Source organism: Microbacterium sp. NPDC060117, assembly GCF_042729315.1.
Taxonomy (GTDB): Bacteria; Actinomycetota; Actinomycetes; order Actinomycetales; family Microbacteriaceae; genus Microbacterium.
This window is the reverse complement of the sequence record NZ_JBHWXR010000003.1, coordinates 19,853-46,638: the sequence shown is the minus strand read 5'-3', so window position 1 is coordinate 46,638 and position 26,786 is coordinate 19,853. Positions and strand designations below refer to the sequence as shown.

Annotated in this window: 27 protein-coding genes; 14 read left to right on the top strand and 13 right to left on the bottom strand. The window is 66.6% G+C overall.

The genetic code is table 11. The features are described 5' to 3' along the window. The first annotated feature begins 266 nt into the window (after nt 1–266). The 3 genes from ACFWCK_RS11975 to ACFWCK_RS11965 are packed head-to-tail and all read left to right on the top strand — an operon-like array spanning nt 267 to nt 3,785. On the top strand, nt 267–2,894 hold the full coding sequence (locus ACFWCK_RS11975) for a phage tail tape measure protein (protein ID WP_378806019.1): 2,628 nt from the start codon (nt 267–269) through the stop codon (nt 2,892–2,894). Next, nucleotides 2,891–3,469, top strand: coding sequence for a hypothetical protein (locus tag ACFWCK_RS11970; protein WP_378806018.1), 579 nt, complete (start codon nt 2,891–2,893; stop codon nt 3,467–3,469). Before ACFWCK_RS11975 ends, ACFWCK_RS11970 begins: the two co-directional genes overlap by 4 nt. Before the next feature lie 25 nt (nt 3,470–3,494). Continuing rightward, the gene (locus ACFWCK_RS11965) at nt 3,495–3,785 is read left to right on the top strand and encodes a helix-turn-helix domain-containing protein (RefSeq protein ID WP_378806016.1); all 291 of its coding nucleotides are present in this window, start codon (nt 3,495–3,497) and stop codon (nt 3,783–3,785) included. Nucleotides 3,786–4,102: 317 nt separating this feature from the next. Here the strand turns inward: ACFWCK_RS11965 and ACFWCK_RS11960 are convergent, their stop codons facing one another. Continuing rightward, nucleotides 4,103–4,432: a hypothetical protein gene (locus tag ACFWCK_RS11960; protein WP_378806015.1), complete on the bottom strand. Its 330-nt coding sequence runs from the start codon at nt 4,430–4,432 to the stop codon at nt 4,103–4,105. A gap of 482 nt (nt 4,433–4,914) precedes the next feature. Here ACFWCK_RS11960 and ACFWCK_RS11955 point away from each other — a divergent pair, with 482 nt between their 5' ends. Next, nucleotides 4,915–5,523 (top strand): hypothetical protein, encoded by a 609-nt coding sequence (locus ACFWCK_RS11955; protein WP_378806014.1) that lies wholly within the window; start codon nt 4,915–4,917, stop codon nt 5,521–5,523. A gap of 54 nt (nt 5,524–5,577) precedes the next feature. Here ACFWCK_RS11955 and ACFWCK_RS11950 read toward each other — a convergent pair whose 3' ends face one another. Continuing rightward, on the bottom strand, nt 5,578–5,928 hold the full coding sequence (locus ACFWCK_RS11950) for a VapC toxin family PIN domain ribonuclease (RefSeq protein WP_378806013.1): 351 nt from the start codon (nt 5,926–5,928) through the stop codon (nt 5,578–5,580). Nucleotides 5,929–6,056: 128 nt separating this feature from the next. Here ACFWCK_RS11950 and ACFWCK_RS11945 point away from each other — a divergent pair, with 128 nt between their 5' ends. Both ACFWCK_RS11945 and ACFWCK_RS11940 read left to right on the top strand, forming a co-directional pair. Further along, nucleotides 6,057–6,764 carry a hypothetical protein gene (locus ACFWCK_RS11945; RefSeq protein ID WP_378806012.1) on the top strand — a complete coding sequence of 236 codons (708 nt, stop codon included), beginning with the start codon at nt 6,057–6,059 and terminating at the stop codon, nt 6,762–6,764. 44 nt (nt 6,765–6,808) lie between these two features. Continuing rightward, complete coding sequence (locus ACFWCK_RS11940; protein ID WP_378806011.1) at nt 6,809–7,666, top strand: GIY-YIG nuclease family protein; 858 nt, start codon at nt 6,809–6,811, stop codon at nt 7,664–7,666. A gap of 1,226 nt (nt 7,667–8,892) precedes the next feature. Here ACFWCK_RS11940 and ACFWCK_RS11935 read toward each other — a convergent pair. The 3 genes from ACFWCK_RS11935 to ACFWCK_RS11925 all read right to left on the bottom strand — a co-directional run bounded on the left by ACFWCK_RS11935 (nt 8,893) and on the right by ACFWCK_RS11925 (nt 10,809). Then, nucleotides 8,893–9,147 carry a hypothetical protein gene (locus tag ACFWCK_RS11935; protein WP_378806010.1) on the bottom strand — a complete coding sequence of 85 codons (255 nt, stop codon included), beginning with the start codon at nt 9,145–9,147 and terminating at the stop codon, nt 8,893–8,895. Nucleotides 9,148–9,256: 109 nt separating this feature from the next. Continuing rightward, on the bottom strand, nt 9,257–9,940 hold the full coding sequence (locus ACFWCK_RS11930; RefSeq protein WP_378806009.1) for a hypothetical protein: 684 nt from the start codon (nt 9,938–9,940) through the stop codon (nt 9,257–9,259). A 218-nt stretch (nt 9,941–10,158) separates the two neighbouring features. Beyond that, nucleotides 10,159–10,809, bottom strand: coding sequence for a response regulator (locus tag ACFWCK_RS11925; RefSeq protein WP_378806008.1), 651 nt, complete (start codon nt 10,807–10,809; stop codon nt 10,159–10,161). Between the two features lie 308 nt (nt 10,810–11,117). Between ACFWCK_RS11925 and ACFWCK_RS11920 the strand changes: the two genes are divergently transcribed. Both ACFWCK_RS11920 and ACFWCK_RS11915 read left to right on the top strand, forming a co-directional pair. Next, nucleotides 11,118–12,314, top strand: coding sequence for a sensor histidine kinase (locus ACFWCK_RS11920; protein WP_378806006.1), 1,197 nt, complete (start codon nt 11,118–11,120; stop codon nt 12,312–12,314). A 9-nt stretch (nt 12,315–12,323) separates the two neighbouring features. Further along, complete coding sequence (locus tag ACFWCK_RS11915; RefSeq protein WP_378806005.1) at nt 12,324–12,548, top strand: DUF2283 domain-containing protein; 225 nt, start codon at nt 12,324–12,326, stop codon at nt 12,546–12,548. 22 nt (nt 12,549–12,570) lie between these two features. Here the strand turns inward: ACFWCK_RS11915 and ACFWCK_RS11910 are convergent, their stop codons facing one another. The 5 genes from ACFWCK_RS11910 to ACFWCK_RS11890 all read right to left on the bottom strand — a co-directional run bounded on the left by ACFWCK_RS11910 (nt 12,571) and on the right by ACFWCK_RS11890 (nt 15,760). After that, nucleotides 12,571–13,260 carry an HNH endonuclease gene (locus ACFWCK_RS11910; protein WP_378806004.1) on the bottom strand — a complete coding sequence of 230 codons (690 nt, stop codon included), beginning with the start codon at nt 13,258–13,260 and terminating at the stop codon, nt 12,571–12,573. A gap of 22 nt (nt 13,261–13,282) precedes the next feature. Continuing rightward, on the bottom strand, nt 13,283–13,540 hold the full coding sequence (locus ACFWCK_RS11905) for a hypothetical protein (RefSeq protein ID WP_378806003.1): 258 nt from the start codon (nt 13,538–13,540) through the stop codon (nt 13,283–13,285). Beyond that, nucleotides 13,537–14,637, bottom strand: coding sequence for a hypothetical protein (locus ACFWCK_RS11900; RefSeq protein ID WP_378806002.1), 1,101 nt, complete (start codon nt 14,635–14,637; stop codon nt 13,537–13,539). Before ACFWCK_RS11900 ends, ACFWCK_RS11905 begins: the two co-directional genes overlap by 4 nt. Beyond that, on the bottom strand, nt 14,619–15,227 hold the full coding sequence (locus ACFWCK_RS11895) for a GIY-YIG nuclease family protein (RefSeq protein WP_378806001.1): 609 nt from the start codon (nt 15,225–15,227) through the stop codon (nt 14,619–14,621). The genes ACFWCK_RS11900 and ACFWCK_RS11895 overlap by 19 nt, the downstream gene beginning before the upstream one ends. A 122-nt stretch (nt 15,228–15,349) precedes the next feature. Beyond that, nucleotides 15,350–15,760: a hypothetical protein gene (locus tag ACFWCK_RS11890; RefSeq protein WP_378806000.1), complete on the bottom strand. Its 411-nt coding sequence runs from the start codon at nt 15,758–15,760 to the stop codon at nt 15,350–15,352. Nucleotides 15,761–15,846: 86 nt separating this feature from the next. Between ACFWCK_RS11890 and ACFWCK_RS11885 the strand changes: the two genes are divergently transcribed. The 5 genes from ACFWCK_RS11885 (at nt 15,847) to ACFWCK_RS11865 (ending at nt 22,981) form a co-directional block, all read left to right on the top strand. Further along, nucleotides 15,847–16,206: an Lsr2 family protein gene (locus ACFWCK_RS11885; protein ID WP_378805999.1), complete on the top strand. Its 360-nt coding sequence runs from the start codon at nt 15,847–15,849 to the stop codon at nt 16,204–16,206. 27 nt (nt 16,207–16,233) lie between these two features. Then, nucleotides 16,234–16,932, top strand: a complete 699-nt coding sequence (locus ACFWCK_RS11880; RefSeq protein WP_378805998.1) for an alpha/beta hydrolase — start codon at nt 16,234–16,236, stop codon at nt 16,930–16,932. Between the two features lie 195 nt (nt 16,933–17,127). Further along, the gene (locus tag ACFWCK_RS11875) at nt 17,128–17,628 is read left to right on the top strand and encodes a hypothetical protein (RefSeq protein WP_378805997.1); all 501 of its coding nucleotides are present in this window, start codon (nt 17,128–17,130) and stop codon (nt 17,626–17,628) included. A gap of 310 nt (nt 17,629–17,938) precedes the next feature. Further along, nucleotides 17,939–20,794 (top strand): immune inhibitor A domain-containing protein, encoded by a 2,856-nt coding sequence (locus ACFWCK_RS11870; protein WP_378805996.1) that lies wholly within the window; start codon nt 17,939–17,941, stop codon nt 20,792–20,794. A gap of 246 nt (nt 20,795–21,040) precedes the next feature. Next, nucleotides 21,041–22,981 carry a potassium transporter Kup gene (locus tag ACFWCK_RS11865; protein ID WP_378805995.1) on the top strand — a complete coding sequence of 647 codons (1,941 nt, stop codon included), beginning with the start codon at nt 21,041–21,043 and terminating at the stop codon, nt 22,979–22,981. A gap of 197 nt (nt 22,982–23,178) precedes the next feature. Here the strand turns inward: ACFWCK_RS11865 and ACFWCK_RS11860 are convergent, their stop codons facing one another. Genes ACFWCK_RS11860 through ACFWCK_RS11850 form a run of 3 tightly spaced genes read right to left on the bottom strand, consistent with a single transcriptional unit; the run spans nt 23,179 to nt 25,405 of the window. Next, entirely contained in the window at nt 23,179–23,580 is a 402-nt protein-coding gene (locus tag ACFWCK_RS11860) for a RidA family protein (protein WP_233311070.1), read from the bottom strand. Continuing rightward, a complete protein-coding gene (locus ACFWCK_RS11855) occupies nt 23,577–24,350 on the bottom strand; it encodes an IclR family transcriptional regulator (RefSeq protein WP_233311069.1) in 774 nt (257 codons plus the stop codon). The genes ACFWCK_RS11860 and ACFWCK_RS11855 overlap by 4 nt, the downstream gene beginning before the upstream one ends. Further along, complete coding sequence (locus tag ACFWCK_RS11850; protein ID WP_378805994.1) at nt 24,347–25,405, bottom strand: sugar kinase; 1,059 nt, start codon at nt 25,403–25,405, stop codon at nt 24,347–24,349. Before ACFWCK_RS11850 ends, ACFWCK_RS11855 begins: the two co-directional genes overlap by 4 nt. A gap of 76 nt (nt 25,406–25,481) precedes the next feature. Between ACFWCK_RS11850 and ACFWCK_RS11845 the strand changes: the two genes are divergently transcribed. Then, complete coding sequence (locus tag ACFWCK_RS11845) at nt 25,482–26,786, top strand: amino acid deaminase (protein WP_378805993.1); 1,305 nt, start codon at nt 25,482–25,484, stop codon at nt 26,784–26,786.

Here is a 26,786-nt window from a genome sequence, read left to right as displayed (position 1 = left end):
CGGCTGTGTGGCCGCGTACAAGCAGGTGACCCGATACGGGCCGCTGCCGCGCGTGTGCCGGGGCGGGTGTGGTGCCGACCTGACGGGACACATCGGAGTGTCCTACTGCTTGCGCTGCAGGCCGCCAGGCAAAGAGCAGCGCGGTGTGCTTTCAACCGTGGGGATAGAACAGCGCGACCACAGTTCTATCCCCGATGACCAGTTCTATCCTCCCGATGCTGCTGAAGAAGGCGGCACGGCGCGGAAGGACGAAAAGGATCGTGTGAATGTCTGAACGCGTAGTCAAGGTGCGAGTGTCCGCGCAGGTTGCGGAGTACCAGCGGGGAATGCTTGATGCGGCGAAGTCGACCCGTGAGGTTGGCTCAGAGGCGGAGAAGCTGGCGCAGAAGCGCGAGGCGTTCAACGCGCTCGGCATGGCGGGAATCGCGGCCGGAGGGATGATCACCGCAGGATTCGGGCTCGCCGTGAAGAAGTTCGCGGACTTCGACGAGGCCATGTCGGCGGTATCCTCGGCCACGCACGAGTCGTCAGAGAACATGGATCTGCTGCGGCAGGCAGCGATCGATGCAGGGGCGAGCACGGTATTCAGCGCTGAGGAGTCGGCCAACGCGATCGAGGAGCTGGCCAAAGCCGGTGTCTCGACGGCCGACATTCTCAATGGTGGCTTGCGAGGTGCGCTCGATCTCGCCTCTGCCGGCGGACTCGGAGTTGCGGAAGCCGCAGGCATCGCGTCAACCGCGCTTACTCAGTTCGGCCTCAAGGGTCAGGACATGTCTCACGTTGCCGACTTGCTCGCAGCCGGCGCCGGCAAAGCGATGGGCGACGTCACTGACCTGTCTGCGGCGCTGAACCAGACTGGTCTGGTCGCGTCGTCCACGGGACTGAGCATCGAGGAGACGACCGCGGGACTTGCCGCGTTCGCTTCGCAAGGCCTGCTCGGCTCCGATGCGGGCACGAGCTTCAAGACGATGCTGCAGCGGCTCACGCCGCAGTCCGCCGAAGCGCAGAAGATGATGGATCAGCTCGGCATTTCGGCGTACGACGCCTCCGGGCAGTTCGTTGGACTTGCGACATACGCGGGCAGCTTGCAGTCGGCGATGAAGGAACTCACACCAGAGCAACGCAACGCGGCCATGAGTGTCATGTTCGGGTCCGACGCCGTGCGTGCCGCCACAGTGCTCTACTCCGAAGGTGCACAGGGCATCAGCGAGTGGACGGACGCCGTCAACGATCAGGGATACGCAGCCGATACCGCACGGCGTCGGCTCGACAACTTGAAGGGCGATATCGAAGCGCTCGGCGGCGCGTTTGACTCGGCGCTTATCCAGACCGGAAGCGTTGCCAACGACACGCTGCGGACGATGGCGCAGGCGCTCACGGGGCTGATCGACATGTACAACGACCTGCCGGCCCCAGTGCAGGAGGTTATCTCCGTCGTCGGAGGTGCGACTGGCGCCGTACTGCTCGCAGGCGGGACAGCGTTCAGCACCATCCCGAAGTGGTTGGAGTACAAGTCGGCGATCCAGGGCGCGGGCTTCTCCATGAAGAGCATCGGCCTCACCGCGGGTGCTGCCGGCCTCGCGTTGGGCGGGCTTTTCCTGGTGGTCGGCGAACTCGCGGCGAAGCATCAGCAGGCGACAGCACTCGCGCAGTCGTACGCAGACACGATCGCTGACGGTGCCGCCAAGATCGGCGACTCTGCTCGCAAGATCGCCGTTGACGAGTTGAAGAAGGGCGGCGACTGGCTGTCTTTCAACTGGCAGTCGGCATACGACGCGGCAGGCAAGCTCGGGGTATCGCTCGACACGGTCACCGATGCGGCGATGGGCAATCAGGCCGCCATGGCGAAGCTCAAGCCGTACTACGACGCACTCGGCGGCGACACAGCGAAGTTCTACGACATCGCGTCGAAGACGGGTATGAGCGCGGCCGAGACGCGCCTCGCACTCGAAGCAATGACGAACGGCATCGGGTCGCAGAACGAGGCGATCAAGCGTGGCATCGAGATCAAGGGCCAGGAACAAGAAGCCAACGCCGGAGCGACCGAGGCGACGAAGAGCGCCGCCGATTCCTACATGGACGAAGCGAAGCGTGTCGACGACCTGAACTCGAAGCTGCGGCAGCTCATCGACCAGGTCAACGAAGCAAACGGCGCAAATCAGGATGCGATCGGCGCGAACATCGCATATCAGGACACGTTGGCGAGCGTCGCCGAGCAGGTGGCGAAGATCAGCGAGGGCCAAGACGGGTACTCAGCGACTCTCGACCTGACGACCGAGGCCGGCCGCGACAATATGGGCATGTTGAAGGATCTCGCCAAGGATGCGTGGGATGCCGCGGCAGCTCAACTGCAGCTCGACGGCGACACCGCCGGATTCACGGCCCGACTCGAGGAGTCCCGGCAGAAGCTGTACGACGCCGCGAAGGCGATGGGCGCCAGCGATGAACAGGCAGCGCACTTGCGTGACACGATCCTCAGCATTCCCGAGGAGAAGAAGGTCGACATCCTCGCCGATGCCTCTCGGGCACGCTGGACAATCGACGACTTCCTATCGCAGTACGGCACCCTGAACGGCACGATCGAGTACCGCGCCGTGATGCCAGACCTCAACGGGGACGCCTCCGGCAACGGTCACATGGGGACCTACGCGACAGGCGGGCGCGTCGTCGGCCCGGGCAGTAGCACTTCCGACTCGATCATGGCTCGACTGTCAAACGGCGAGTACGTGCTAACCGCCGAGGATGTCGCGAATGCGGGCGGCGCCGACAGGATCGACGAATGGCGGAACGCGATCACGTCCGGGTCGTACTCGAGCCCGATGGCCAACCTGTACAACAGCCGGATCGCCGAAGCGTTTGACGGCGCATTCATCCCACGAAAGGACGAAGCATGACCTTGCTCATGGTGGATCAGCGCGAGGATTTCGCGATCATCTTCAGCGACACGCTCGTTGTCGACGACGAGAACGCACCACGGCGCGCCCAATTGAAGGTTTGGTATCTCCCGGAACTCAATATCGGGATGACTGTGACGGGAGCGGCGGATGTAGGCGCAGAGTGGTTCCGGCACCTTCAGGAGCATGGTGCGGGGCTCACGCTCGAGCAGATCAACGATGGCGCGACTGCCAAGCTGCAGGAGCTCTACGGCAGCGTGACGGCCCACCACGGCTCAGATATTGGGCGATGCACGGTTCACCTGTTCGGGTTCCAGAGCGGGAAGCTCGCTCGCTACAGCTACAGTGTCGGCGACCAGTTCGAAGGCAAGCGACACGAAGGCCCTGCGTACTTCATCAACCCGCCCGCACAGACCTTCACCGCATACCAGCCGACCACGCTGGAAGAGACGATCGAACTCGCCACACGGCTCCGTGAAGAGAGGGAAGTACCGATCGGCGGCGACCTGATGATGTTCATTCTCGAGGATGGCCGAATCCGGGCTGACCGCGTGCATGTGTTCCCGCCCGACTGATCGACTGTGCCCTATCGTCCTGAGCATGGGCACGATCGACGAGCGTCTGCGAGAGATCATCCGTAGCGAGGTGCGCGCCGCGATCCGGGCTGAGCTGGCGCCCTGGCTGCGCACACTTGAGGAGCAGCCCGCACGGCCCGTAGACGGCGAGGAGTTCGAGCGCTGGCTTAGACCATCTGAGGCAGCGGCACGGCTTCGGGTGAGCGCGAAGACCCTCGCTAACTGGCGCGCGCTTGGCGCTGGGCCTCCCTTTCGTCGAGTCGGTCGAGTGATTCTCTATGACCGCGAGCAGCTCGATTTGTTCGAGCGGCCATGAACGCTATGGGCGGTGCTAACACGGGTGCTAACAGCTCGGGAAAGTATGCGTGGTTTGAGATCCGCTCAGAAATCGTGGATCCCCGGAAAAATGCTGATCCACGGTGGTCGCGCGCGAACGCGGGGCTGTCATGCGGGTTCAAATCCCACCGTCACCGCCATGAGAACCCCCGAGAGATCGGGGGTTTTCGCATATCCGGATCGTGCGTGGTGCTTCTGTGGTGCACTTCTGGAGCTAGGTGAGCACGGGGGCGATACCGGGCCCGAAGTGCCGTGAACCGGTACTCGCGAGATCAGCTATTGGTGAGCGGGAAGCATCTATCTATGCGAGCTGGCGGTCACAAGCCGCGACCATAAGCGATATGCGGACTGGGCTGCGGGAACCTCACCCCTGGCCGGGCGCGCCGTACTGGGCAGCGGCGGGCATGTCGCCGTGGAGGCCTGTGCGGCGATCTCGGCGCGGACGGCGACGCCATCCGGCATCTTCTCGACGGTGTAGACGATCCCTTGCTGGGCTCCCTGGGCGGGGATGTAGCCGATCGTCGTCGACGTGCTGTCGGGGTCCTCGGATACCGGCGCGTGCCTCGTCGAGATGAGGTTGCCGGGCGGGTGCTCTTGGAGCCAGTTCGCGACTTCGGGGAGACTCATGTCCGGGATCTTCCAATATCCGTTCAACGTTGCGATGGGAGCGCACGGCCACCCCGTGAACGAGCTGAACGACGTCGCGCCGATGGGTAGGGGAACCGCTTCCGGCGGTAGCGTGACCTGGTCGAGCCATGCGCGCTTGTGCCTGGGCTTGGGCATCCGTGCTCCCCGAGTCAACGACATTCGACGCTGTCTCGCTCGGCACCGGCGACGGAACGGTCGACGGTCGGGCCGCTGTCGATGCCGCGACTACGCCGGTCGAGGAAGCGCCGCAGCCTGTCAACGCAAGCGTTACGGCGGAGGCCAGAAGGAGGGATACGCGAAGCCGCATGCGTTCACCGTAACGCTGCCGTGCTGCGCTCGGCAGACAGTTCGTGATCATCTCCGAGTCATTCAGGCGAGGGAGTGAACTGACCCGTGGGCCGCGTTGCGACCTCTGCAGCGTTCTTCCCTGCTCGGGTCCCAAGAGGGGCTACATTGGCGGAGTGCGGCTGCTCCGGATCGCGTTCCTTGCATCGCTCAGCGTGATGGCGGTCGGGATTCTCGGGGTCGCAACCGGGATCGTGACCTTGGGGGTCATGTATCCCGCCGGCAACCCGGCGCTGACGACGCCTCCGCTCCTCTTGTCGGTCGCGGCTGGTTCGTTCGTCGCCGGTAGCGTGGCCGCCGGCATCTTGAGTGCCGTGCTGCGGTCTCGACAGCTGGCGGTGCACGCACGCCCGGAATCATCCGGCGATGCCGCAGTTGCCGGCGCCGCTTCGCGTGAAGAGCACACGGTAGACGTGTCTTCGCTCGTGGCAGAGTTTCGTCCGATGGCGATCGGCGTCTCGCGAGGCTCCATCCCGACAAGCTCCAGCATCCCGGGGGCGCAGCGGCTCAGGATCTATCCCGACGGATTGGACATGCGCACTCTGTTCGGCCGCACGTGGGTGGGTCGCCAACGCATCGTCGGAGTACATCGGCTACCGGGCGGGTTCCGGGTGATCTGGGACGACGCCGGCACCAGATGCAGCGCGACGATCAACACCTGGTTCGGCATGAAGAAGGTGACGTCCGTGATGGAACAGGCCGGCTACCGTTTCGACGACAACTGAGACAGGCGGTCGGACGATGAGCAAGTCGTTGGACCTGGTCACGTCCAACGGCGGTCATGCGGCGACGTACTCCTGCCGGACCCGGCCGTTGGTGGCGAGTTCGATGTACCCGAAGTCATGGTCGGAGTTCAGGATCACGGCGTCGTTGGCGACCGCATAGGCCGCGATGACGCAGTCGAAGGCCGCTGCGGCGCGCGTGAGACCCTTCTCCGAGAGCGTCTGCTGGATGTCAAGCGCGGCGTGCTCGTCCGGGCGTTCCCACGCGGGGAGCAGCCAGTCTGTGTCTTCGCGTAGCTCGGCGTACTCATGAGGGTCACGCGTCGAATGGCAATACTCAAGCACCTGTGGTGGGCAGGTGATGATCAGATGGTTCGGCGACAGCGCCCTGAGCCTGTTGGCGATCACGGTGCGAAGGGGTGATGTCCAAGTGCTCGATGACCGTCGATTCCAGGCATGCTGTGTCACAGCAAACCGATAGCATCAGGGGACCGCCGTGGGGTGGCTCAATCACAGAACCAAGAGTGGGGAACGACGTGGGGTTGAAGACGTTGCGGCTGGCCGCGTTGCTCGTGGTGCTTCTGGGGCTCGCTGGATGCTCAGCAGGGCCGCCGGCAGTGATGCCGGACGTGGCGGGGAAGACGCTCGACGTCGCCAAGAGCGACATCAAGCACGCAGGGATCGGCGAAGATCTCGAGGTGCTCGGAGGCGGCACGTTCGGGATTCTGAAGGATCGGAACTGGACAGTCTGCGAGCAGAGACCTGCGTCGGGTGAGAAGGTCACCGACAAACCCACCCTCAAGGTCGCCCGAAGTTGCGGCACCGAACCTGCAGAGCCGAGCCCGACGCCGTCTGCCGAGTCGCCTGCTGCGACAGCGCCTTCTCAGACTGAGAGCACGCCGGCGCCGCAGGGGATCGACGCCGCGGCGATCGAAGCCAAGTTCAACGAGCACCTGCACAACAACTTCATCGAGAGCATCCACGACATGTGCGACGCCGCATACACGCACTGGGCATGCTTCTACGACGGCGTCGAGAGCGGCTCCGGCTTTCTCCGGATTAATCTCAGCACCGATGGCGGGTGGACCAACACAGCCCTACGCAAGGTGGCCGACAGTGCAGGCCGGCACTGGTTCAACTTCATCGGCTGCGACTACCCGGATCTCTCAATGATCGTCGTGACGGTCAACGGGCTCGACTACAACGTCGCCCGCCCGGCCAGCGCCGACGTGACCTGCGGCTGACATCCGCGGCAGACGAGCTTTCTGGCCTCAACGAGGAGCCCCGCGTGATCCGTTTCACAGATTTCATGCCCGTCCCGGAGCCTGGGCTCACCAAGGTGAAATTCAACATGAGGGACGGCGGCGGGGGCGGCGAAGCATGGGACTTCCTCATGGACGACCCCGATGCCTGGCTCAACATGAGTCGGTGGCGCACCAAGCAGACGAACAACAACATGGGCGATGCCCGGTTCGTGTTGTCGTTCGCTCAGTACTACCCGTACGGTCCGCAGTACTTCATCTTCGGTGGGGCCTTCGAGGTCCACACGATCAAGCCCGACCGTTTCGACGACTACGGCTATGACCTGACGTCGTTGGATCTGCACAGCGAGTACATCAAGCGTCTGATCATCAAGCTCGACAGACCAATTGGTCGGACCCCGTACCTCCGTCACTACACGGGATTGCAGGAGAGCTCGCTCGCCCCAGAGGTCTACGAGCTCGCACCCGATATCAAGCTCGGCACCTTCCCCGGTTACCAGAATGTCCGGCTCCGCCACCACGAGCTGCAGCGGATCATCGCCGGCGACGAGCCCAGCTGGAAGGACGCTCTGTCCAGCGTGAAGGGCGTCTACGTGATCGCCGATCTCAGCAACGGCCGGTTGTACATCGGATCCGCATCCGGCGAAGCCAACGGCCTGTGGCAGCGCTGGTCCGGGTACGCGCACCTGAAGAACCTCACCGGCGGCAACCGCGAGCTCGAGCAGCTGCGCGCGGACCTCGGCGACCGGCACATCGTGGAGAACTTCCAGTACTCAATCCTGGAGATCTTCGACCCGAAGACCCGGTCCGACGCCATCTTGGCTCGGGAGTCGTTCTGGAAGAACGCGCTCGACAGCCGCGCGCACGGGATGAACTGGAACTGAGCCGATTCCCACTGCACGCAGGCATTCTCTTGCGCGCCTGCATACCGATAGTGGATGCTGGTGCGACCAGACGGGTTCGTGCCCCCGAACGGGACCTGCCGGTTCTGGGGACGAGGCTCTGGGGGCCTCACGCAGGGTGTTGCGGTACCTGTGCCTCGGCGTCTGGCCGCGGCATCCCGCGCACCTGGAGACGGTGAGTCGGGGATCACGAAGGCCGCGCGAGGTCGTGTTGGTAAAGGGTCAGCTGTGCGTGATCTCGAAGGCGTAGTCCTGAGGTGGCACCGATCAAGACTCTTCGACGCACTGCACACCCAGGTTAACAACACGCTCTGGGCATGGTGAGGCTTACCGGGCCGACGTGTTCTTGCTCTTGGCTGTGCGCGCGATCCGACTACCTATTGCCACTAGCGCGACCACGATAGTCGAGCCGGATGCGTTGAAGAAGATCCAGGAGTTGGTACCCCAGGTGGCGTCCGGATTGCTGGCCAGGACGATGAGGGTTACAACAACGGCCGTGGCAAGGGGCCACGCGCGCGATCGCGAGGAGACGAGTCCCGTTAGCGCTGCGATCGCTGCAACGATCAGGCCCGCGAGAGTAGCGGTTGTGAGCGCCCACCCGGTCACAAGGACCGCTGGCTGACGCTCTCCGCAGGTAACCAGCAACGGCGCGAACGTGTATGCGAACCCGTCCGCGCAGCGAAGGTCTCTGAGCTTCAGAGCCGCGAAAACAGAGACGAGAAGCCGGATGAGCACGCTAACGGTCAGTGCCGCCCATCCGATGATGAGCTACACCGACCGTCGCGTCGATGCGGTGCTACTCAATTGACTCTGCAATCCCAGAACTGCTCTGCACTTGGGTCCCGGTCGCGTTGGCAACAGGACCCCATTCACGTTAGCGGCCGGCATCGTCCCATAGCGGAAACGCGTGCTCGAGCGAAGCGCAGTGCGTCAACGCTCCCTCGTCCCGGTTCGCTCCGGGTTTCCGGGATGGACGGTCTCACGAAGGTAGGGGATCGAGATGACGGTGGCGGCGAAGAGCACGCTTGCGATGACGAACAGGGAAGGTTCTGCGGCGCCGAGGAAACCGTTCCCCGGTGTCCGTGAGAGGAACGCCACGAGATGGCTCACTCCAAGTAGGACGTAACCGCCCACAGCTATCAATCCGCAGATCAGCCGTATCCGTCGCAGAGCGATCAGGGTGCGTCGATCGCTCACGCCCGTAGCACTCAGTCCTTCACCTGCTCAGGCGGCGGAAGCCGCCGCGCCAGGCTTCGGCGCACCAAGATGGCTGCGACCCCGATGACCACCCCGAGGATGAGTGAAGCCCGCCCCCACATGAGGGCAGCGTTGAAGGAGCTGGAGCCGCGCTCGACTGCGACGAGGGCGTACACGGTCAGTGCAACCCCAACGAGCAAGAAAGCGGCAGTGAGCGCCAACGCGGTATTAGTCAGCGCCTTGAACCGGCGAGGCGAGTTGGTCATGGTCTGGTTCCCTTCTTGGACGGTCGTGCCAAACGAGGACGTTTGCGAGGGACTCCCCGGGTCACGCAGCGCGCGGTCCGATGAGTCCCTCGCTGTCCAGTGTGGCTCTTTACTGGCCCCAGCAGAACGGGGTGCCGGTGTAGAGCGTGTTCCAGTAGATTCCGTTACCAAATGAGGCGCACACCCCCAGTGCGCCGGCGCCGATGGTGAGCACGGCAGCCGCGGCGGCGCCTGCAGCTGCGCCAATACCCGTTGCCCCGGAGATGATGCCTGCGAGGGCGGCCGCGCCAGCGCCGGCCCAGATCGAATTGATGATCACGCTCGTTACGCACGAATCGGTCGCGACCTGGTAGCCCCACCAGTACAGGCCCCATCCGTTGCGTCCACCGCACGAGGCCACAGAGAGCATCTCTGCGCCCTTGGCGGTCGAGGCCGTGGAAACGTCGACCGGGGCGTTGGCGATCTCACCACCGCTTGCGACCACGCCGCTGGCAAACTCCGTCGCGAAGTCTGCAGGCACACCAGCCGCCACGGCAGCGCCGTAGTCGAAGCTGGAGCGCCCATCGGGCTGAGTCACGAAGGTGCCGGCGAGGTTGCCGTTGTCGATGTCGGCTTGCGACGCCTTGGGAGTCGCCTCATCGGACGCCTGGCGCACTGCGGTGGATACCGATGCGACCTCCGAAGTCGTCGCGGCCGTCGCAGGGGAGGCGACTGTGAGCATTGCTGCCGCGGCAATCGTCGCGGCGACCGTGAGGGTCGCCAGCTTCTTGAGAGTGGGGATGGATTTGGACACCGGTACTCCTTCGTGTTGGTGCGATCGACGAGTGCCGGTCCTCCTCGAACCTCCTGAACGGGATGAAGCCACCCGCTCGGAAGCCATTCCGGTCTCCGTCGTAAGGGTGGGTGCCGTACGGCGACCCAGCAACACAGGACCACCGGCGACCAACAGCGGTCAAGGCTCAGGCTCTTCTCGTAGCCCCAGGGCTACAGAAGGTCTGCCGGACGGTTAGATCAGAGGCTGATGATGCCGAGCTCGGTGGCGCGAAGGACGATCTGGAGGCGGTTCTCGACGCTCCACAGGTGGTTGATGTGCCTGATATCAGCCTTCACGGTCGCTTCGGCGTAGTGCAGCTCGTCGGCGATCTCCGCGTTCGAGAGCCCCTTGGCGATCAGCCCGATGATCTGCCGCTCTCGGTCGCTCAGCGCCGGCGAGTCGGCAGATCGCCGGTCGCCGGCCTCGATCGCGGCGCGTACGAATCGATCCTGCACTTCGGGGGAGACGACACGGTCGCCGGCGTGGGCGGCCACGATGGCGTCGATGATCTGCTCCGGGGTGGAGTTCTTCACCAAATAACCGCACGCTCCGGCCTGCAGCACCTCGAGCGCACGCCACTCCGTAGTGAACGTCGTCAGGGCGACCACGCGGCAGCTTGAATTCCACGCAAGGATCCTGCGTGTCGCTTCGATGCCACTGACCTTGGGCATCTTGATGTCCATGAGGACCACATCGGGGCGGGTCTGCGCGCAAGCATCAACGACCTCGGATCCGTCAGACGCTTCCCCGACGAGCACGACGCGGTCGTCATCGGCAATGAACGCCCTCAACGCATGTCGAACCAGGGCCTCATCGTCGGCGACGAGAACTCGCACGGCGTCAGTCACCTCATCACGCTATCGCGAGGGCGAAGGGCGATTCCTAGCCCCAGGGCTACAGATCTCTGGTCCAGCGGATGCGCGACATAGTGTGGAGATGGATTAGCACAGTGGTCCGATGTCGATCCCGGGCAGGCGTCGACTTTCACCCCGACCGTGAGGAGTCACCATGCCCGTACTGAACAACATCTACGGACTCAGCGCGTACGTCCCGACGATCACCGTCCCCACCGCCGACCTCGGCGACTGGCTGTGCAAGATGCTGGGAATCTGTGCCTGAAGACCGGAGCGGTGCAAGCACTGGCCGGGAGCTGACGATGCTCTCGGATCCTGCGCGGACGTCTCTGCGGCGCCTGCTGGGCTCCAAGGCGTTCTGGCAGCAGCGTGCTCTGCATCCCATCGCCCGGATCCTGCTCGTTGCCGTGGTGAGCGTGCTGGTGATCATCGCGATCGGCTTCATCATCGCGGAGGGCCGCTTCGCGCGCGCTGACCTGCTCGCGCTCATGCTGTACGCGGCGATCGCCGCGTTCGCCTGGCATCCGCTCACGGCGGCGTTCATGGTCATGGTGATCTGCAGCCTCGGGGCAGCGCTCACCGGCAGCGGTGGCGACCTTCTCGAACTCGCGATCGCGCTCGGCCTGGTGGCCGCCACGTGCGCACCATGGGTCATCGGTCTTCACGCGCTGGTCCTGGCCGTCCTTACCGCGGACATCGCCCTGAACGGGTCATCGCTCACCAACGGGGGTGTGTACGGGATCGCGGGCATCGCGGCGATCGCTTTCCTCGCAGGTCTCACGTTCCGTCTGATCACCGCGAGAGAGGCGATCCTCGTCGCCGAGCGGGCCCGCGTGGTGAAAGACCTCGAAGCACTCGCGCGCGAGGAGCAGGAGCGGATCGCAGACGAGTTGCACGACGGGATCGCGCACGATCTCACCCTCGTGCTATTCCATGCACGTGCCCTGCCCCGGCAGCCAGACGAGGCGGCACGTCAGGTGTCGCTCACGACGATCGAGGACTCCGCAGAGAAGGCGCTGCAGAGCATCCGGTCACTGCTGACCCTGATGCGCGGGACGAGGCCCGAGGGCGTGCAGTCCTACCCGGCACGATATGAAGGCGGCCCCGTGGAAGTGGTCTCCGCATTGGGAATGCTGCTGAAGGACGCGGGGATCCCGACGCACGTGTCGTCACCTCCTGCGAGTCTGGGCGCGAGCCCCGCTGCGGAGCGGGTCCTCGTAGAGGCCGCCATCGAGGCTGTCACGAACATCCTCAAGCACGCTCCCAGCTCCCAGTCCGCGAGCATCGACATCCATCGCCAATCTGACCTCGTCGAACTCGTCGTGAAGAACACTGCCTCACAGGTGGCAACAGGGAACAGTGTCCGCGAAGGTGGGCGGGGTCTGCACCGTGCCAGACAGCGTCTCGAGCTATGTCGCGGCCAGCTGGAGTCGGGCACGACGGCAGACGGTTGGGTCCTGCGCGCCACCATTCCCATCGGTCCCGGGCCGACCACGTAGGCTCCCGTCATGCGAACCACGTTCGATGCAGAAGCCGATGCCGCGTACATCTACCTCGTGCCGGAGATGGAGCCCGGCCGCTCGGTGCGCACGATCGAAGCTCCCGGCGTCGAGGGCGGGGTGGTCGTGCTGGACTTCGACGTCGAGGGGATCCTGCTCGGCGTCGAGATCGTGGGAGCCAGGCAGCTACTGGATCCGATGCTGGTCGCCGGCGCCGAGCGGATCGACCTGTAGCGACGGGGGACGCGGTCTCGTGTCAGTCGGCTATCGGTGAAGCTGCGCGCACGAGCGCAGCGTCCTCGGTCCGACCGAAGTGTCGAAGCCAGTTCGGGTGATAGCTCGCGGCCGCGTGCCGGCGGCCGTGCTGGTTGCCCGCGACGACGATGCCCGCGTAGTGCGAGAGCAGGCCGTCCCAGTGGCCTGAGTCGGTCACCGCGGGAGCAGCTGGTAGCACGGTCGCGTCCAGACTCGACTTCCGGGTGTTGCACGTCGCGTGCATGGTCGTGAGGTTCGCGGCTTCATCGGACCCGCCGTTGGCGTGCGCGAGTGTGTGGTCGGCTTCGGGAGCGAGCGCCCAGTACGCCGGGTGGACCGTGCCGCGCCGGTAGTGCGCGTAGTACGGGAACGCCTCTGGGAAGACATCGCTGATCGCGACCAGCACGCAGCGCGGGATAGTCCGGCCACCGCAGTATGAACATACAAACCCATCGCGCAGGAACACCTCGGCGCGTACGCGGTCCGAGACGGCGCGGGACGAGCGCTCGGCGGCACCGGGTGCCGTCTTGCCGTGGAGGGTCAGGCTGCCCATCCAGACTTCGCCGGCGATCGGGGCCAGCAGCTGCTCGGCCTGGTCGAACGATGAGGGAAGAGCCTCCGCGACAGCGGAGAGGATGGCGCTGTAACGCGCGGCGGCGTCGTCGGGCAGTTCGTGGATCTCGGTGGTCATGCCTGGGGCTCCAGCTCGGGTCTCACTGTTGGTAGGGGTGATAGACGTCGAGCAGGACGACCCCGACGGCCATCACGATCATCAGGGCGCCGACAATACGAATCCCCAGGGGCCCCTTGTCAGGAGGGAAGAAGAAGTCGGCTTCGTCGCGGAACATCCTGCGAGCACTCGCGTGTAAGAAGCGGAAGATCCAGGGCGCGAAAATGATGCTCAGCGGGCCGACGATGATGAGTACGGTCGCGGGGATGATGCTCTTCGCCGACAAGATCTGATCGATCACGCGCTCTCCTCAGGGATCGCGGTCAATGGATCCCGTGTCTTGATGACCTTCTCGACGCCCAGGAGAGCAGCAAACCGCAGAGCGTCGGGGCCGCCCATGATCCTGTTCAGCGCGAACTTGGAGGGCATCTTCTCCAGAAGTTCGTTCTCCCTGCCGTGCGGGTCGTAGCTCTCGAACGCGAAGATCCTGGTCGTGTCGAGGGGACGGAAGCTGTCGATCGACATGATCGACGTCTCCACGTCAGGCCAGAGCAGTCGGTCGAACTGCTTGGTCCCATTCCAGTGCTGTCGGATCCGCGTCATGATGCCGACCGTGTAGCTCGTGACGCCGACGTAGACCTGGCGGTAATCGTCGAGCACCATGACGTACAGCCCGGGGACGCGATCCCACTTCGTGAGATCGGTGACCTCGACCATTCCGCGCCAGCTCTTCACGGTGTGCTGGAGCACCCTTTCGAACTCGTCGGGATCGAGCGACGCGAAGTGGGCCATGTTCAGGTCGTAGTTCTCCAGCGCCCGGACTCGCTCCGCCTCGCACCACTCGTCGGTGTAGATCCGGTGCTCTGCGTCCTCGTACCGCTCGTCGACGTAGTCCCAGAACTCCGGGTCCATCTCACGGGTTCGTCGGGGCATCGAGGACCGCTTGTTGATCCGGGCGTATTCGTCGCGCACGAGCCGCAGCCCGTACTTCTGGCTGGCGCGGACCTTGATGCCGAAGTGCACCGCGCTGTCCATCGGGGCGCGCTTGGGCTTGGCCGACGCGGAGTACACCGTCTCACCCCAGACGTTCCCGCCGCGGCGGGACTGCCAGCGGTGCCAGACGAGCGCGTGCCCGGCGCCGACCAGGGCCTCGAAGGAGTCATGCGCCTCGGCACCGATCTCGATGTCGAAGATCCGCGCCGGGTCGAACAGGTCTCGCTCGTCGTCGGGGATGTAGCCGAAGTGGGCGAGCTCATCAGGCGTTGCGTCCAGCACGAGGCGGCCGGCGGCCGTGAGGAACTCGCGCAGCCGCGCAGCGTCCTGGGCCGTGGGCGCCCAGACGAGGGTCTCGCGCGGTGTCGTGGTGATCTCGAGCCGCATCACGCGTCCTGCGTCCACCTCGAAGCCTCGGCGGCCATCGCCGCGCGCGCCTGGCTGAGTCGGGCGAGCTTGGCGGGGTTCTTGTCGAGGTTGATCGGCGGGGCGAAGTGGTGGATGACCACGGTCTCGATGTCTCCGAGCGGGACAGCGAGGTCCTCGGGCGCCGGCCAGAGGGCAAGCGTGAGCCGAGCGTGCATCCACTCGTTCAGGCGCTCGTCGCCGCCCTCCGCGAGGGAGAAGTTGGCGAATCGCTCCGGCTTGGCGAGATTGCGCGGCACGGCGTGCAGGTCGAGCGTGTCCCGAAGGAGAGCCGCGAAAGACCTGCGCACGGTGGATCCGCCAGTGCGGGGCTTCGATTTGGGATTCGTCGCGAAATGGCCGTGCAGGTCGCGCGAGATGAGGCTCTCTTCTGCTTTACCGACGTAGAGGGGTCCGTCGGTAGCCGCCTCGAGCTCGATGTCGCGCCAGGCCGGCTCGTCGCCGTAGATCGCGTACAGGCCCGGACATGCCGGCACGTGGTCCGCCGCGGCTGCGATCGCCCAGCGGGCTCCGGTGAGGGCATCGACGGCGTCCGCGGCGAGGTCAGCCAAAGGCGTCCGGATAGTCATGTGGCGACTCTACTGAGAAGCAGGGACGGGGAACTGGCCGGTGACCGACGATAGGCGCTTAGGTGAAGGCATCGCAGACGCGCTTCGGCGGATAGATCGCCTCCAAGCGTGTTAGTCGAGCGCTAACAGCGCCAGCGCGTGCGTACAAATGGAATGGTCCGATGGTGGCTAACCGCCTGCATGCAGCGACCAATTGAATACCGCGTTGCTCGCGATCGTCGCAACATCACGAGACTGATCGAGACACACGACACCATGCGCGCGGGCAATCGCAGCAGGGCGAGGAGGAGTGTGATGATCACGACAGCTACGGCGAACCAGAACAAGTACTGGTTGAACACCACGGTGGTGACCCAGGCCAAGGCGTAGTCGCACTGTCCCTGGGTGCAACCATCAACGGAGAGAGCATCCATGATGGTGAGCTGACCGCAAACCAATGCGACGCCGATGAAGATTGCCAGCGGCCATCCCCAATTGTCGCTCGATCGAAATCGCCACTCTCGTTCGAAGCCGGGACCCACATGCTCGATCATGAACAACATGCTCTCGCTTAGTTCTGGCTGCCCTGCTGAAGGACGCGGTATTTGCAGGGCCATCGCGCGCTGATACGGTCATCGATATGGCACGCAAGGTCGTTCACCAGCTCGTCGACGACCTAGACGGAGAAGTACTCGAGATCGGCGCCGGCGAGGCCGTGACGTTCTCGCTCGATGGCACGTTCTACGAGATCGATCTGTCAGAGAAGAATGCAGCTGCACTTCGCGATGCTCTGCAGCCGTGGATTGCGGCCGGCCGTCGTGTTGCAGGCACTGGTGCAGGGACCTCGCGTCGATCAGGAAGCACCCGCTGGCGGGGCCGGAGCGCCTCCGGGCGTGATCTGACCGCGATCCGCGCCTGGGCCGGCGCCAACGGGCGCAAGGTCTCTGACCGCGGCCGGGTCCCGGAGAGCCTGCTGCAGGCGTACGACGCTGCTCACTGAGCGGGAGGGGCAGGAGGTGGCGCCCTGATGGCGACGTTCGTGCTGATCCATGGTGCCGGCGATGTCGGGTGGCATTTCCATCTGGTCGCGGCGGAGCTCCGCGCCAGGGGGCACGATGTCGTCGCGCCCGACCTGCCCGCCGACGATGAGTCGCTGACGCTCTCCGACTATGCCGACGCCGTGGCGGAGGCTGTCGGCGATCGCCGGGATCTGATCGTCGTCGGCCACTCCTTCGGCGCCTTCACCGCGCCGCTGGTCACCGAGCGCGTGCCCGTCGACGTGCTGGTGCTGCTCGCCGGCATGATCCCGGCGCCGGGGGAGCCGCCCGAGCGGTGGTGGGAAGACCTGGGCTACGAGTCCGCTGTCGCGGAGCAGGCGGAACGGGACGGCGGGCTGACCGGGAGCGCCGACCCCTTCGTGGGCTTCTATCACGACGTTCCCCGAGAGCTGGCTGCCCAGGCGCTCAGCCGTGAACGCGCGCACCCGTCGCGCACGGCGATGGTCGAGCCGTGGCCGATGACGGCCTGGCCCGACGTGTCCACCCGGTTCGTGCTGTGCCGCCAGGATCGAGTGCTGCCCGCCGAGTTCCTCCGCGGGGTGGTCCGCGAGCGCCTGGGCATCGCGCCGGACGAGATCGACGGCAGCCATTGCGTGGCGCTGAGTCGACCTGCGGCCCTCGTCGATGTGCTGGAGCGCTGCGCAGCGACCGCTTCGGCGCCGTCCTGATCTCGGCGGGGCCCTGACCTCTGCGGGCCGGTGAACGCACCGTGTCATCGACATCTCGGTGCGATCACGATCCCCTCGGATCCGCCGCACGGGTCCGAGTCTATGGATCGGCTCGGAATAGGGTGGAAGGCAACCATGGCTGTCGCGCCCTTTCGGACCGGCAGCCACATCTATGGAGAGACCGGAGAGCTCAACATGAACAAGGCAACCCTGACCCGCATCGGCGGCCTCGCCGCGGCGATCGCCCTCACCGCCACCATGACCGCCTGCTCGGGCGGCCAGAGCGTGGCCGACGCGTGCAAGATCGCCAACACCGAGATGACCAAGGCCACCTCGAGCGTCTCGAGCGACCTCAGCTCGGCCATGCAGAAGGCCACCACCGGCGAGAAGGTCGACTTCGCCGGGATCTTCGCGCCCGTGCAGAAGGGTCTCGACGAGGCCGGCAAGAAGGTCACCAACGAGACGGTGAAGGCGCCGCTGACGGCGTTCGCGACCGAGTTCAAGAGCTTCGTCAAGGTCTTCGACGGCTTCGAGATGCCCGACATGAAGAACATCGACGCCACGGACCCGGCCGCGATGGACAAGCTCAAGGAGGCGCAGACCAAGGTCGAGGAGATCTCGACCAAGGCTCAGGACGCCAGCGCGAAGCTGACCGAGCAGGGCAAGAAGCTGCAGGATCTCTGCAACAAGGGCTGACCCCTACCCGGCGCGCGCTGAACGGCGAGCGCTCGACGAGGGCGCCGCACGGGACATCCCGGGCGGCGCCCTTCGTTCGTTCTCCCGCGGGAATTCCTCCGCTGTCCGGACCGATCCCGCACTGTCGGGTCCCCGACCGCCGCGGCTCTTCCACGGCTCGCGGTATATCGGCGGAGGATCTTCCTTTTTCAGGCGATTCTCTTCCCTTGCATAGGACTTTCACGGTAATGCTGGTTCTTGTGCGCCTGACCGGTGCACGACATCCGCATCGCCGCGGGAACCCCTGGGGCGATGCCTGGAGGGAGAAGCAATGTCAGAGAAGAGCGCTCGCACACGACGACGTGTGGTGGCGACGACGTCCGCGTTCGCACTGGCGGCGGCCGGGGTGGCGACCCTCGGGGCCGTTCCCGCCGTCGCAGCGCCGTCGAGCCCCCCGCCGTCGAGCACGGTGACCTCCACGAGCGCCGGTCCCGCGGGGGCCGACGCGAAGAGCGGCACCAGCGACCACTACATCAACTACGTGGCCCCCCGCGCCGAAGCGTTCACCGACGCGTCCGACGACGAAGCGGTCGCCGACACGAACGGCAGCACGAGCGCGCGCCAGGCGATCGGCGCCGCGGCGTTCGAGCGCGCCAAGGAGAACGACCAGAAGCACGCCCAGGGCAACCCCGTCGCGGCCAAGCAGCTCGCGATCACCGAGGCGAAGGCCGTGAAGACCGGCAAGAGCCCGAAGAACCTGAAGAAGTCCAAGACCACGCAGCAGGCGAAGCTCCTCACGATCCTGGTCGAGTTCGGGGGCACGGAGGACTTCTCGAACCTGCAGGTCCCGACGGCGTTCGGCGCGACCGACTGCAAGCCGGGAGACGTGCAGGGGCCGACCCTGCACAACAACATCCCCGACCCTGCCACGGCCGCGCAGCCCGACAACAACACGATGTGGATGCCCGACTTCTCGAGCGACTTCTACAACAAGATGCTGTTCTCGAAGCAGGGCGTCACCGAGCGCGTACGCACCGACCTGACGGGTCTGGACGGCAAGCCCGGCTTCGACATCTCCGGCAACACCATGAAGAACATGTACGAGGAGATGTCCCGCGGCGCATACACCCTCACCGGTGAGGCGACCGCGTGGGTCACCGTGCCGCACTCCGAGGCCTACTACGGGGCGACGGTGTGCCACCTCAACCCCGCGACCGGCGAGTACGAGGCCGGCCCCATGCAGGACATGCAGGGACACCCCGACAACCCGCTCGGTGCGGGGCAGCTGCCCATCGACGCTGTGGCGGCGCTCGCGCAGGCCGACCCCTCCTTCCCATGGTCCGACTACGACATCGAGGACCAGGGCGATCGCGACGGCGACGGCAACGTGAACGAGCCCGACGGCATCATCGACCACGTCGTGCTCGTGCACGCCGGTGAGGACAAGTCCGGTGGCGGCGGCAAGGAGGGCACCTACGCGATCTGGGCGCACTCGTCCGACGTCGCGGGTGGCGCCACGATCCCGGGTACCGACTTCAAGATCCAGAACTACATCGTGCAGCCGGAGAACTCGGGAGTCGGCGTGTTCGCGCACGAGTACGGCCACGACCTCGGCCTGCCCGACCTGTACGACACGTCGAACGCCGGGAACTCCGACATCGACTTCTGGGATCTGATGAGCTCCGGCTCGCACTCCGGCCCGATCTTCCAGTCGCAGCCGACCCACATGGGGATCTGGGACAAGTGGGTGCTCGGCTGGGCGGACCCGGCGGTCGTGAATCCCGGTGACGGGAAGAAGACCATCAAGGTCGGCCAGACCTCGCGTCCCGCGAAGGGCACCGAGGACGGCATCAAGGTCAACCTGCCCGACAAGACGATCGTGCTGGCGGAACCGCACAGCGGATCCGAGATGTGGTACTCCAACTCCGACCAGAGCTGGGCGGATGCGACGCTGACCCGCTCGATCGACAACGTGCCCGCCGGAGCGACCTTCTCGATGTGGAACAACTACGTCATCGAGGAGGACTGGGACTACGGCTTCGTCGAGGTCTCGACCGACGGTGGATCCACCTGGACCGAGCAGAAGGTCTACGACGAGTCCGGCGCGCTGGTCTCCACGGATGACGGCTACGGCGACCCGAACGGCCGGATGAAGGACTTCGGCAACAAGAAGTACGGCCTGACCGGGTCGACCGACGGCTGGCGCCACGACCATGTCGACCTGTCGGCGTACGCGGGGCAGAACATCCAGATCCGTCTGCGTCAGGCGACCGACGCGGCGTTCCAGGAGCGCGGCTGGTTCTCGGACGACTTCGCCCTGACCGCCGGCGGAGCGGACGTCTGGACCGACGACGTCGAATCCGGCGACAACGGCTGGACCGCGGTCGACGGCACCTTCACCGACACCACCGGCGCCGGCTGGGCGCGTGACACCGGCACGCAGATCAAGGCGCAGTACTACCTGGTCGAGTGGCGCAACTTCGACGGCTTCGACAACGGCCTGAAGTACGGCTACACCACCGTGTACAGCGCCGACGGCTGGAAGGTCGAGAAGGTCCCGTACAACGCCCCGGGAGCGCTGGTCTGGTACCGCGACACCACGTACGGCAGCTCGAACCAGGTCACCACGAACCTGACGAGCCTGCCGAGCTACGGTGCCAAGGGCGGCCTGCTGCTCGTGGACAGCCACTTCGACCCGCTGCGCCGCACGGGTGCAGAGGCGGATCTGGATCCGTCCGTGCTGAAGAACATCTCCAGCCGTGCGCAGTCGTCGAACGCGGCGTTCGGGCTCACGCCGACCCTGCCGTTCAAGGACTGCCTGGTCGACGCGAACTACCAGAACGAGGCCTGCACCGACATCCCGGCGCAGCCCGCGGTGAGCACCTTCACCGACGACAAGGGCTGGGTGGCCGGCCTGGAGGTCCGCGACGGTCAGCTGTTCAACCGCATGCGCGACGCCTCGGTGGTCGTGCCCTCGGTCGGCAACGCGCCGTACAGCACGCGCGTCGTCAACCCCGACGGCACTCCCGCGACCGACCTCTACGGTCTGGACCTCGGGTTCACCACCCTCGGCACCGGCAACCCCGCCGATGCCGGCGTGGGCTACGGCACCGTGATCTCGGTGAAGAAGTCGATGCAGAACAACACCGCCGCGCTGATCGATGTGACGGCACCCCGCAAGGGCTGATCCGAACCGGAGCGCCGGTCCCGAACTGTTCGGGGCCGGCGCTTCGTCGTTCCGCCTGACCGGGGTCGTCAGGCGAGGGCGACGGAGCCGCCCGAGCGCCGTACTGAGCGAGCGAAGCGAGTCGAAGTGAAACTGCGCGGATCCGCGCAGGTCCGTCAGGATCTCGTGAGGACCCGGTCGCCACGCCGCGTGAGGATTCCGTGAGGAGCGCCGGGTGGTGCGGAAAGGGGGCTTTAGGCTTCGTCTGTGAACAGCCAGGCCGTGATCGACCAGAAGGCGCCCGTCGCCGGCAGGAGTCCGCTCCGTCTCGCCCTCGTCATCGGCGCGCTGGGCGTCGTCTTCGGCGACATCGGCACGAGCCCGATCTACGCCCTGCAGACGGTGTTCAACCCGGAGGACCCGCATCCGATCCCGCTGACGACGGAGAACCTGTACGGGATCGTCTCGCTCATCGTGTGGTCGGTGATCCTGATCGTCACGATCACATACGTGCTGCTCGCGATGAGGATGGACAACGACGGCGAGGGCGGCATCATGGCTCTGCTCACCCTGCTGCGCCGCTGGGCGCCGAAAGGCAAGCGCACCCGCACGGTGACCGTGCTGTCCGGGCTGGCGGTGCTGGGAGCCGCGCTGTTCCTCGGCGACAGCATGATCACCCCGGCGATCTCGGTGCTCTCCGCGGTCGAGGGCCTGAAGACCATCAACCCCGGTCTGGAGGAATGGATCGTCCCCATCACCGCGACGATCCTGCTGGTGCTGTTCCTCATCCAGAAGCTCGGCAGCTCCGTGGTCGGCCGGCTGTTCGGACCGATCATGGCGGTCTGGTTCGTCGTGATCGGAGTCCTCGGTATCGGCGGGATCATGCACGACCCGCAGATCCTGCTGGCGCTGCTGCCGACCTATGCGATCCAGTTCATGGTCGGTCACTTCGACATCGCGTTCTTCGCACTCGCGGCCGTGGTCCTGTCGGTCACGGGCGCCGAGGCGCTCTACGCGGACATGGGCCACTTCGGTCGCAAGCCGATCTCGTTCGCCTGGCTGTTCCTGGTCTTCCCCGCGCTGGCACTGACGTACCTGGGGCAGGGTGCCCTGCTGCTGGAGGACAAGGCGAACATGTCGGCGCCGTTCTTCCTCCTCGCGCCGGAGTGGGGCCGGATCGCTCTCGTGGTGCTGTCCACCGTGGCGACGGTGATCGCCTCGCAGTCGGTGATCTCCGGCGCCTTCTCGGTGGCCGCTCAGGCCTCCGGGCTCGGCTACCTGCCTCGGCTGCGCGTCACGCACACGTCGTCCGAGACGCACGGCCAGATCTACGTGCCCTGGATCAACTGGCTGCTCATGGTGTCGGTGATCACCCTGGTGTTCGTCTTCCGCAGTTCCGCGTCTCTCGCGTTCGCCTACGGGATGGCGGTCATCGGCACGATCACGATCACGACGCTCCTGTTCTTCTACCTGGCTCGGCGACGCTGGAAGACCCCGGGCTGGATCCTCGGGATCGGCGCGGTGATCCTGCTGTCGGTCGACCTGCTGTTCCTCGCGGCCAACGCCACCAAGTTCGTGCACGGCGCCTGGCTGCCGCTCGCGATCGGCCTGGCGGCGTTCACCGTCATGACGACCTGGCAGCGCGGACGCGAGCTCATCACGGCGCGCCGCACGGAGGCGGAGGGCTCGCTGACCGACTTCGTGCGCAACCTCCGGACGCATCCGAAGCTCATCGACCGGGTGCCGGGGACGGCGATCTTCCTCAACCCGGGAGGTTCGACGACGCCGCTCGCGCTGCGCGCCAATGTCGAGCACAACCACGTGCGCCACGCGCGTGTGATCATCCTGTCCGTCGACATCCAGAACGTCCCGCGCGTGCCGCAGACCAAACGCTGCACGGTCGACGACCTGGGGGATCCGACGGACGGCATCCTGTACATCTCGGCGAAGTTCGGCTACGCGGAGAAGCCGGATCTGCCCCGTGCGCTGCGCAGCATCCCGCCGCACAAGACGCAGGGCTGGCTGGACCTCGACAACGCCACGTACTTCCTGTCGAAGATCGAACTGCGCGAGGGGCGGCGCGGCGGCATGGCGCTGTGGCGCAAGCGACTGTTCCTGGCGGCCTCGCACATCACGACCGACGCCAGCGACCACTTCGGCCTACCGCGCGACCGCGTGATCGTGATGGGGTCGCAGATCGAGCTGTAGCGGGGTCCTCGTGGGGTCCGGCGCACGCGGGTGGACCGGCGCACGCCGTATGGGCCAGCGCGCGCGTCGGGAGGAGAACTCGCTTTCGGGCGGAGCCCTGTGCGAGATTCCTCCTCCCGAGCGCGAGAACTCCTCCCGAGCCCGAGCCCGAGCCCGAGCCCGAGCCCGAGAGGCGGGCCGCGCGGGAGCCGTCAGGCTCAGACCACGGCGAGCGCGTCGATCTCGACGAGCATCTCCTCGCGCGGCAGGCCCGTGAACACGGTGGTGCGCGACGGCAACACGCCGCTCGGGGTGTGCTTCGTGACGAACTCGCCGTAGGCCTCGTTCATGATCGCGAAGTCCTCGCGTTTGGTCAGGTACACGCGCAGCATCACCACGTCGTCGAAGGTCGCCCCCGACGCCTCGACGATCGCGCGCACGTTCTCGAGGGTGCGGACCGTCTGCGCCGCGACGTCGCCGGGGAAGAGGTACTCGCTCGTCGCGGGATCCACCGGGCCCTGACCCGACACCTGCACGATCGGGCCCTTGCGAACACCCTGCGAGAACACGTGCGCGGGGGCGGGGGCGTCGGCGGTGAGAACGCGGGTCTTGTCGGTCATGGTCGTTCCTCTCGGTCGGCGGCCGGGCGCGGTGCCCAGCCCAGGTCTGCGGACGTCGCCTGTGTCGCCTCGACGAGCTGCGGCAACAGGGCCAGCACCTCGTGGGCGGGCAGCGACATGGTCGGCACCGACACGGACGCGGCGGCCACGACGGCCCCGCTGCCGTCGCGGATCGGGGCGGCGATGCAGTTGATGAAGCTCTCGTGCTCGCCGCTGTCGCGGGCGAAGTCGTCGGCGCGCACGCGTGCGAGTTCGGCGAGGAAGTCCGTCGCGTTCGCAATCGTGCGCTCGGTGTAGGGCACGTAGTCGATGCCCTCGGCGATCTCCCGCTGTGCGGACGCGGGAAGGTCGGCGAGCAGCACCTTCGCGACGGCGGTGCTGTGCAGCGGGGCGCGCAGACCGACCCGCGAGTACATCCGGATGCCGGTGCGCGCCTCGAGCTTGTCGATGTAGACGACGTCGCCCGACTCGTAGGCGGCCAGATGCACGGTCTGCCCGGTGCGCTCGTTCAGCCGCTCGAGATGAGGACGAGCGACCTCGCGCACATCGCGCTGGGCGAGCGCGGCACCGGCGAGGTCGAACAACCGGCTGCCCAGCCGGTAGCGGTGCTGCGCGTCGTGCGTCACGAAGCGCTGCGCCTCCAAGGTCTGCAGCAGGCGCAGCACGGTCGACTTGTGCACGCCGAGCCGATCGGCGCACTCGTCGAGGCTGCGCGCGCCGTCCTGCAGTGCGATGAGCAGGTCCAGCGCGCGGGTCACGGTCTGGTTCATCGGGACTCCTCGGCGGGTGCGGATGCGGATGCGGCGAAGGCAGGAGTCGGCCCGGTGTCCGTCGTCGCGTCGGCTGCACGGGAGCGCGGCGCCGGATCCGGTGCGATGTGATCGGCGACCGAGGTCAGCGCGCGGGCGGCCGTGCGGTGCCCCTGGGCCACGCTCTCGGTGAGCGGAAGGCCGTGCAGGATACCCGCGAGCAGCCCCGAGGCGAACGCGTCGCCGGCGCCGATCGCCTCGACCACCTCGACCCGCGCCGGAACGGGCACCTCGATCCGCTCCTCGCCGTCGAACGCCACGACCGCGCCGTCGTCGTTCTTCACGACCAGCATCCGCGGCTCGGGGAACGCCCGCCGCAGCTCCTCCGGCGACGAGACGTCGAACACCTGCTCCGCCTCGTCGAGTCCGGCGAGCGCGATGTCGCTCGAGCGCAGGAAACCGGCCATCTGCGCGCGACCCTCCGCCTCGCGTCCGCTCCAGAGCCGGGCGCGCCAGTTCAGGTCGAAGGAGACGAGCGCGCGGCCGTGCAGCGCAGAGACGAGCGCCCGCTGCGCGTCGGCCGCGGAGTCGGACAGCGCCGGCGTGATCCCCGTGGTGTGCACCAGCGCGGCTCCGGAGAGCGCTGCGGCGACGGCGGGTTCGTCCAGCAGCTGCGGGCTGAGGTGCGCTCCGGCGGACCCGGAGCGGTAGTAGTGCATGCGGCTGCGGCCGGCACCCAGGTCGGTGACCGCGGCGGAGCTGCCGCCGACCTCCTTGAAGTAGACGCCGGTGCTGTGGAGCGGATCCACGCCGATCGCGCTCGTGTCGACGCCCAGGCGGTGCAGCTCGTCGCGGAGGTAACGGCCGAATCCGTCGTCGCCGACCCGGGTGATGACGGAGGTCGGCACGCCGCAGCTGGCCAGGCCGATCGCGACGTTCGCCTCGGCGCCGCCGAGCGAACGGGTGAAGCCGCTGGCGTGCTCGAGCGGGCCGGGCTCGTTCTGCACCAGCACGACCAGCGCCTCGCCGAACGTGACGGCGGAGGGAGTCGCGACGGGGTGGGCGGACGCGGGCATGGATCGAGACTATCCAGCCGTGCAATTCGATGCAACGCCAATTGCATCGAACGCAACACGGCGGCATCATGGAGAGGTGGAGACGTCTTCGAGTGGTGCCCGCCCGCTGTCCGTGAGGGACAAGTCCTTCCCGCCGTCCGCGCACGGTCAGACGCGGGAGCAGTTCCTGGCGGCGGGGCCGATGCGCTCCGACTTCGCCACGCCGCTGCTCACGCTCGACGCCGGCGCGATGGTGCACAACGTCGCGCGCATGGCCGACTGGGCGCAGGAGGCCGGGGTGCTGCTGGCGCCGCATGGCAAGACGACGATGGCCCCGGCGCTGTGGCGGCAGCTGCTCGACGACCGCCCCGAGGGCGCCGGCGCGTGGGGTCTCACGCTCGCGACTCCGTGGCAGGCGCAGGTCGGGCGCGCCCACGGCGTGCGCCGCATCATCATCGCGAACGAGACGGTGGATCCGATCGGGTTGCAGTGGATCGCCGACGAGCTGGCCGCGCACCCCGAGGTGGAGATCCTCAGCTGGGCCGACGGCGTGGACGTCGTCCACGCGATGGAGGCCGGCCTGAGCGGGGGAGTGCGGCGGCCTCTCCGCGTGCTCGTCGAGCTCGGCGGCGCGGGCGGGCGCACGGGTGCCCGCGACCGCGCCACGGCACGCGCGATCGCCGAGGCCATCACCGCTTCGCCCGTGCTCGAGCTGGCCGGGGTCGGCGGCTATGAGGGCGCCCTCGCGCACGACGCCGGTGATGCCGCGATCGCCCGGGTCGACGCCTACCTCGCCGAACTCGCGGGGCTGCACTGCGAGCTCGCCGCTGCCGGGCTGTACCCGGCGGGCGTGCGCGCCGTGGTCACCGCAGGCGGCAGCGCCTACTTCGACCGCGTCGGCGCCGTGCTGCCGCCGCTCTGCCCCGACGCCGACGTCGTGGTGCGCTCCGGTGCGTTCCAGATCCATGACGACGGCTTCTACGCCGGGATCAGCCCGATGGGCCGCACGATCGGCGAGGTGCCGTTCCGCTCGGCCATGCACGTCTGGGCGCGGGTGCTCTCGCGTCCCGAGCCGGGCCTCGCGCTGCTCGACTGCGGACGACGCGACGCCTCGTTCGACGAGGGGCTCCCGGTCGCGCAGCGCATCGCCGGGCGGGCGGAGGACGACGGCGTGCTCGCGGGCAGCACGGTGTCCGCGCTCAACGACCAGCACCTGTTCCTGCGACTCGGCGAGGCGGCCGTCGCCTCCGGTGCTGCGGCGCATCTGCGGGTCGGCGACGTGGTGCGTCTCGGGCTGTCGCACCCGTGCACCGTCCTCGACAAGTGGCGCCTGATCCCGGTCGTCGCCGATGCGGATGCACCGGACCCGGTCGTCGTCGACGTCGTGGAGACCGTGTTCTGA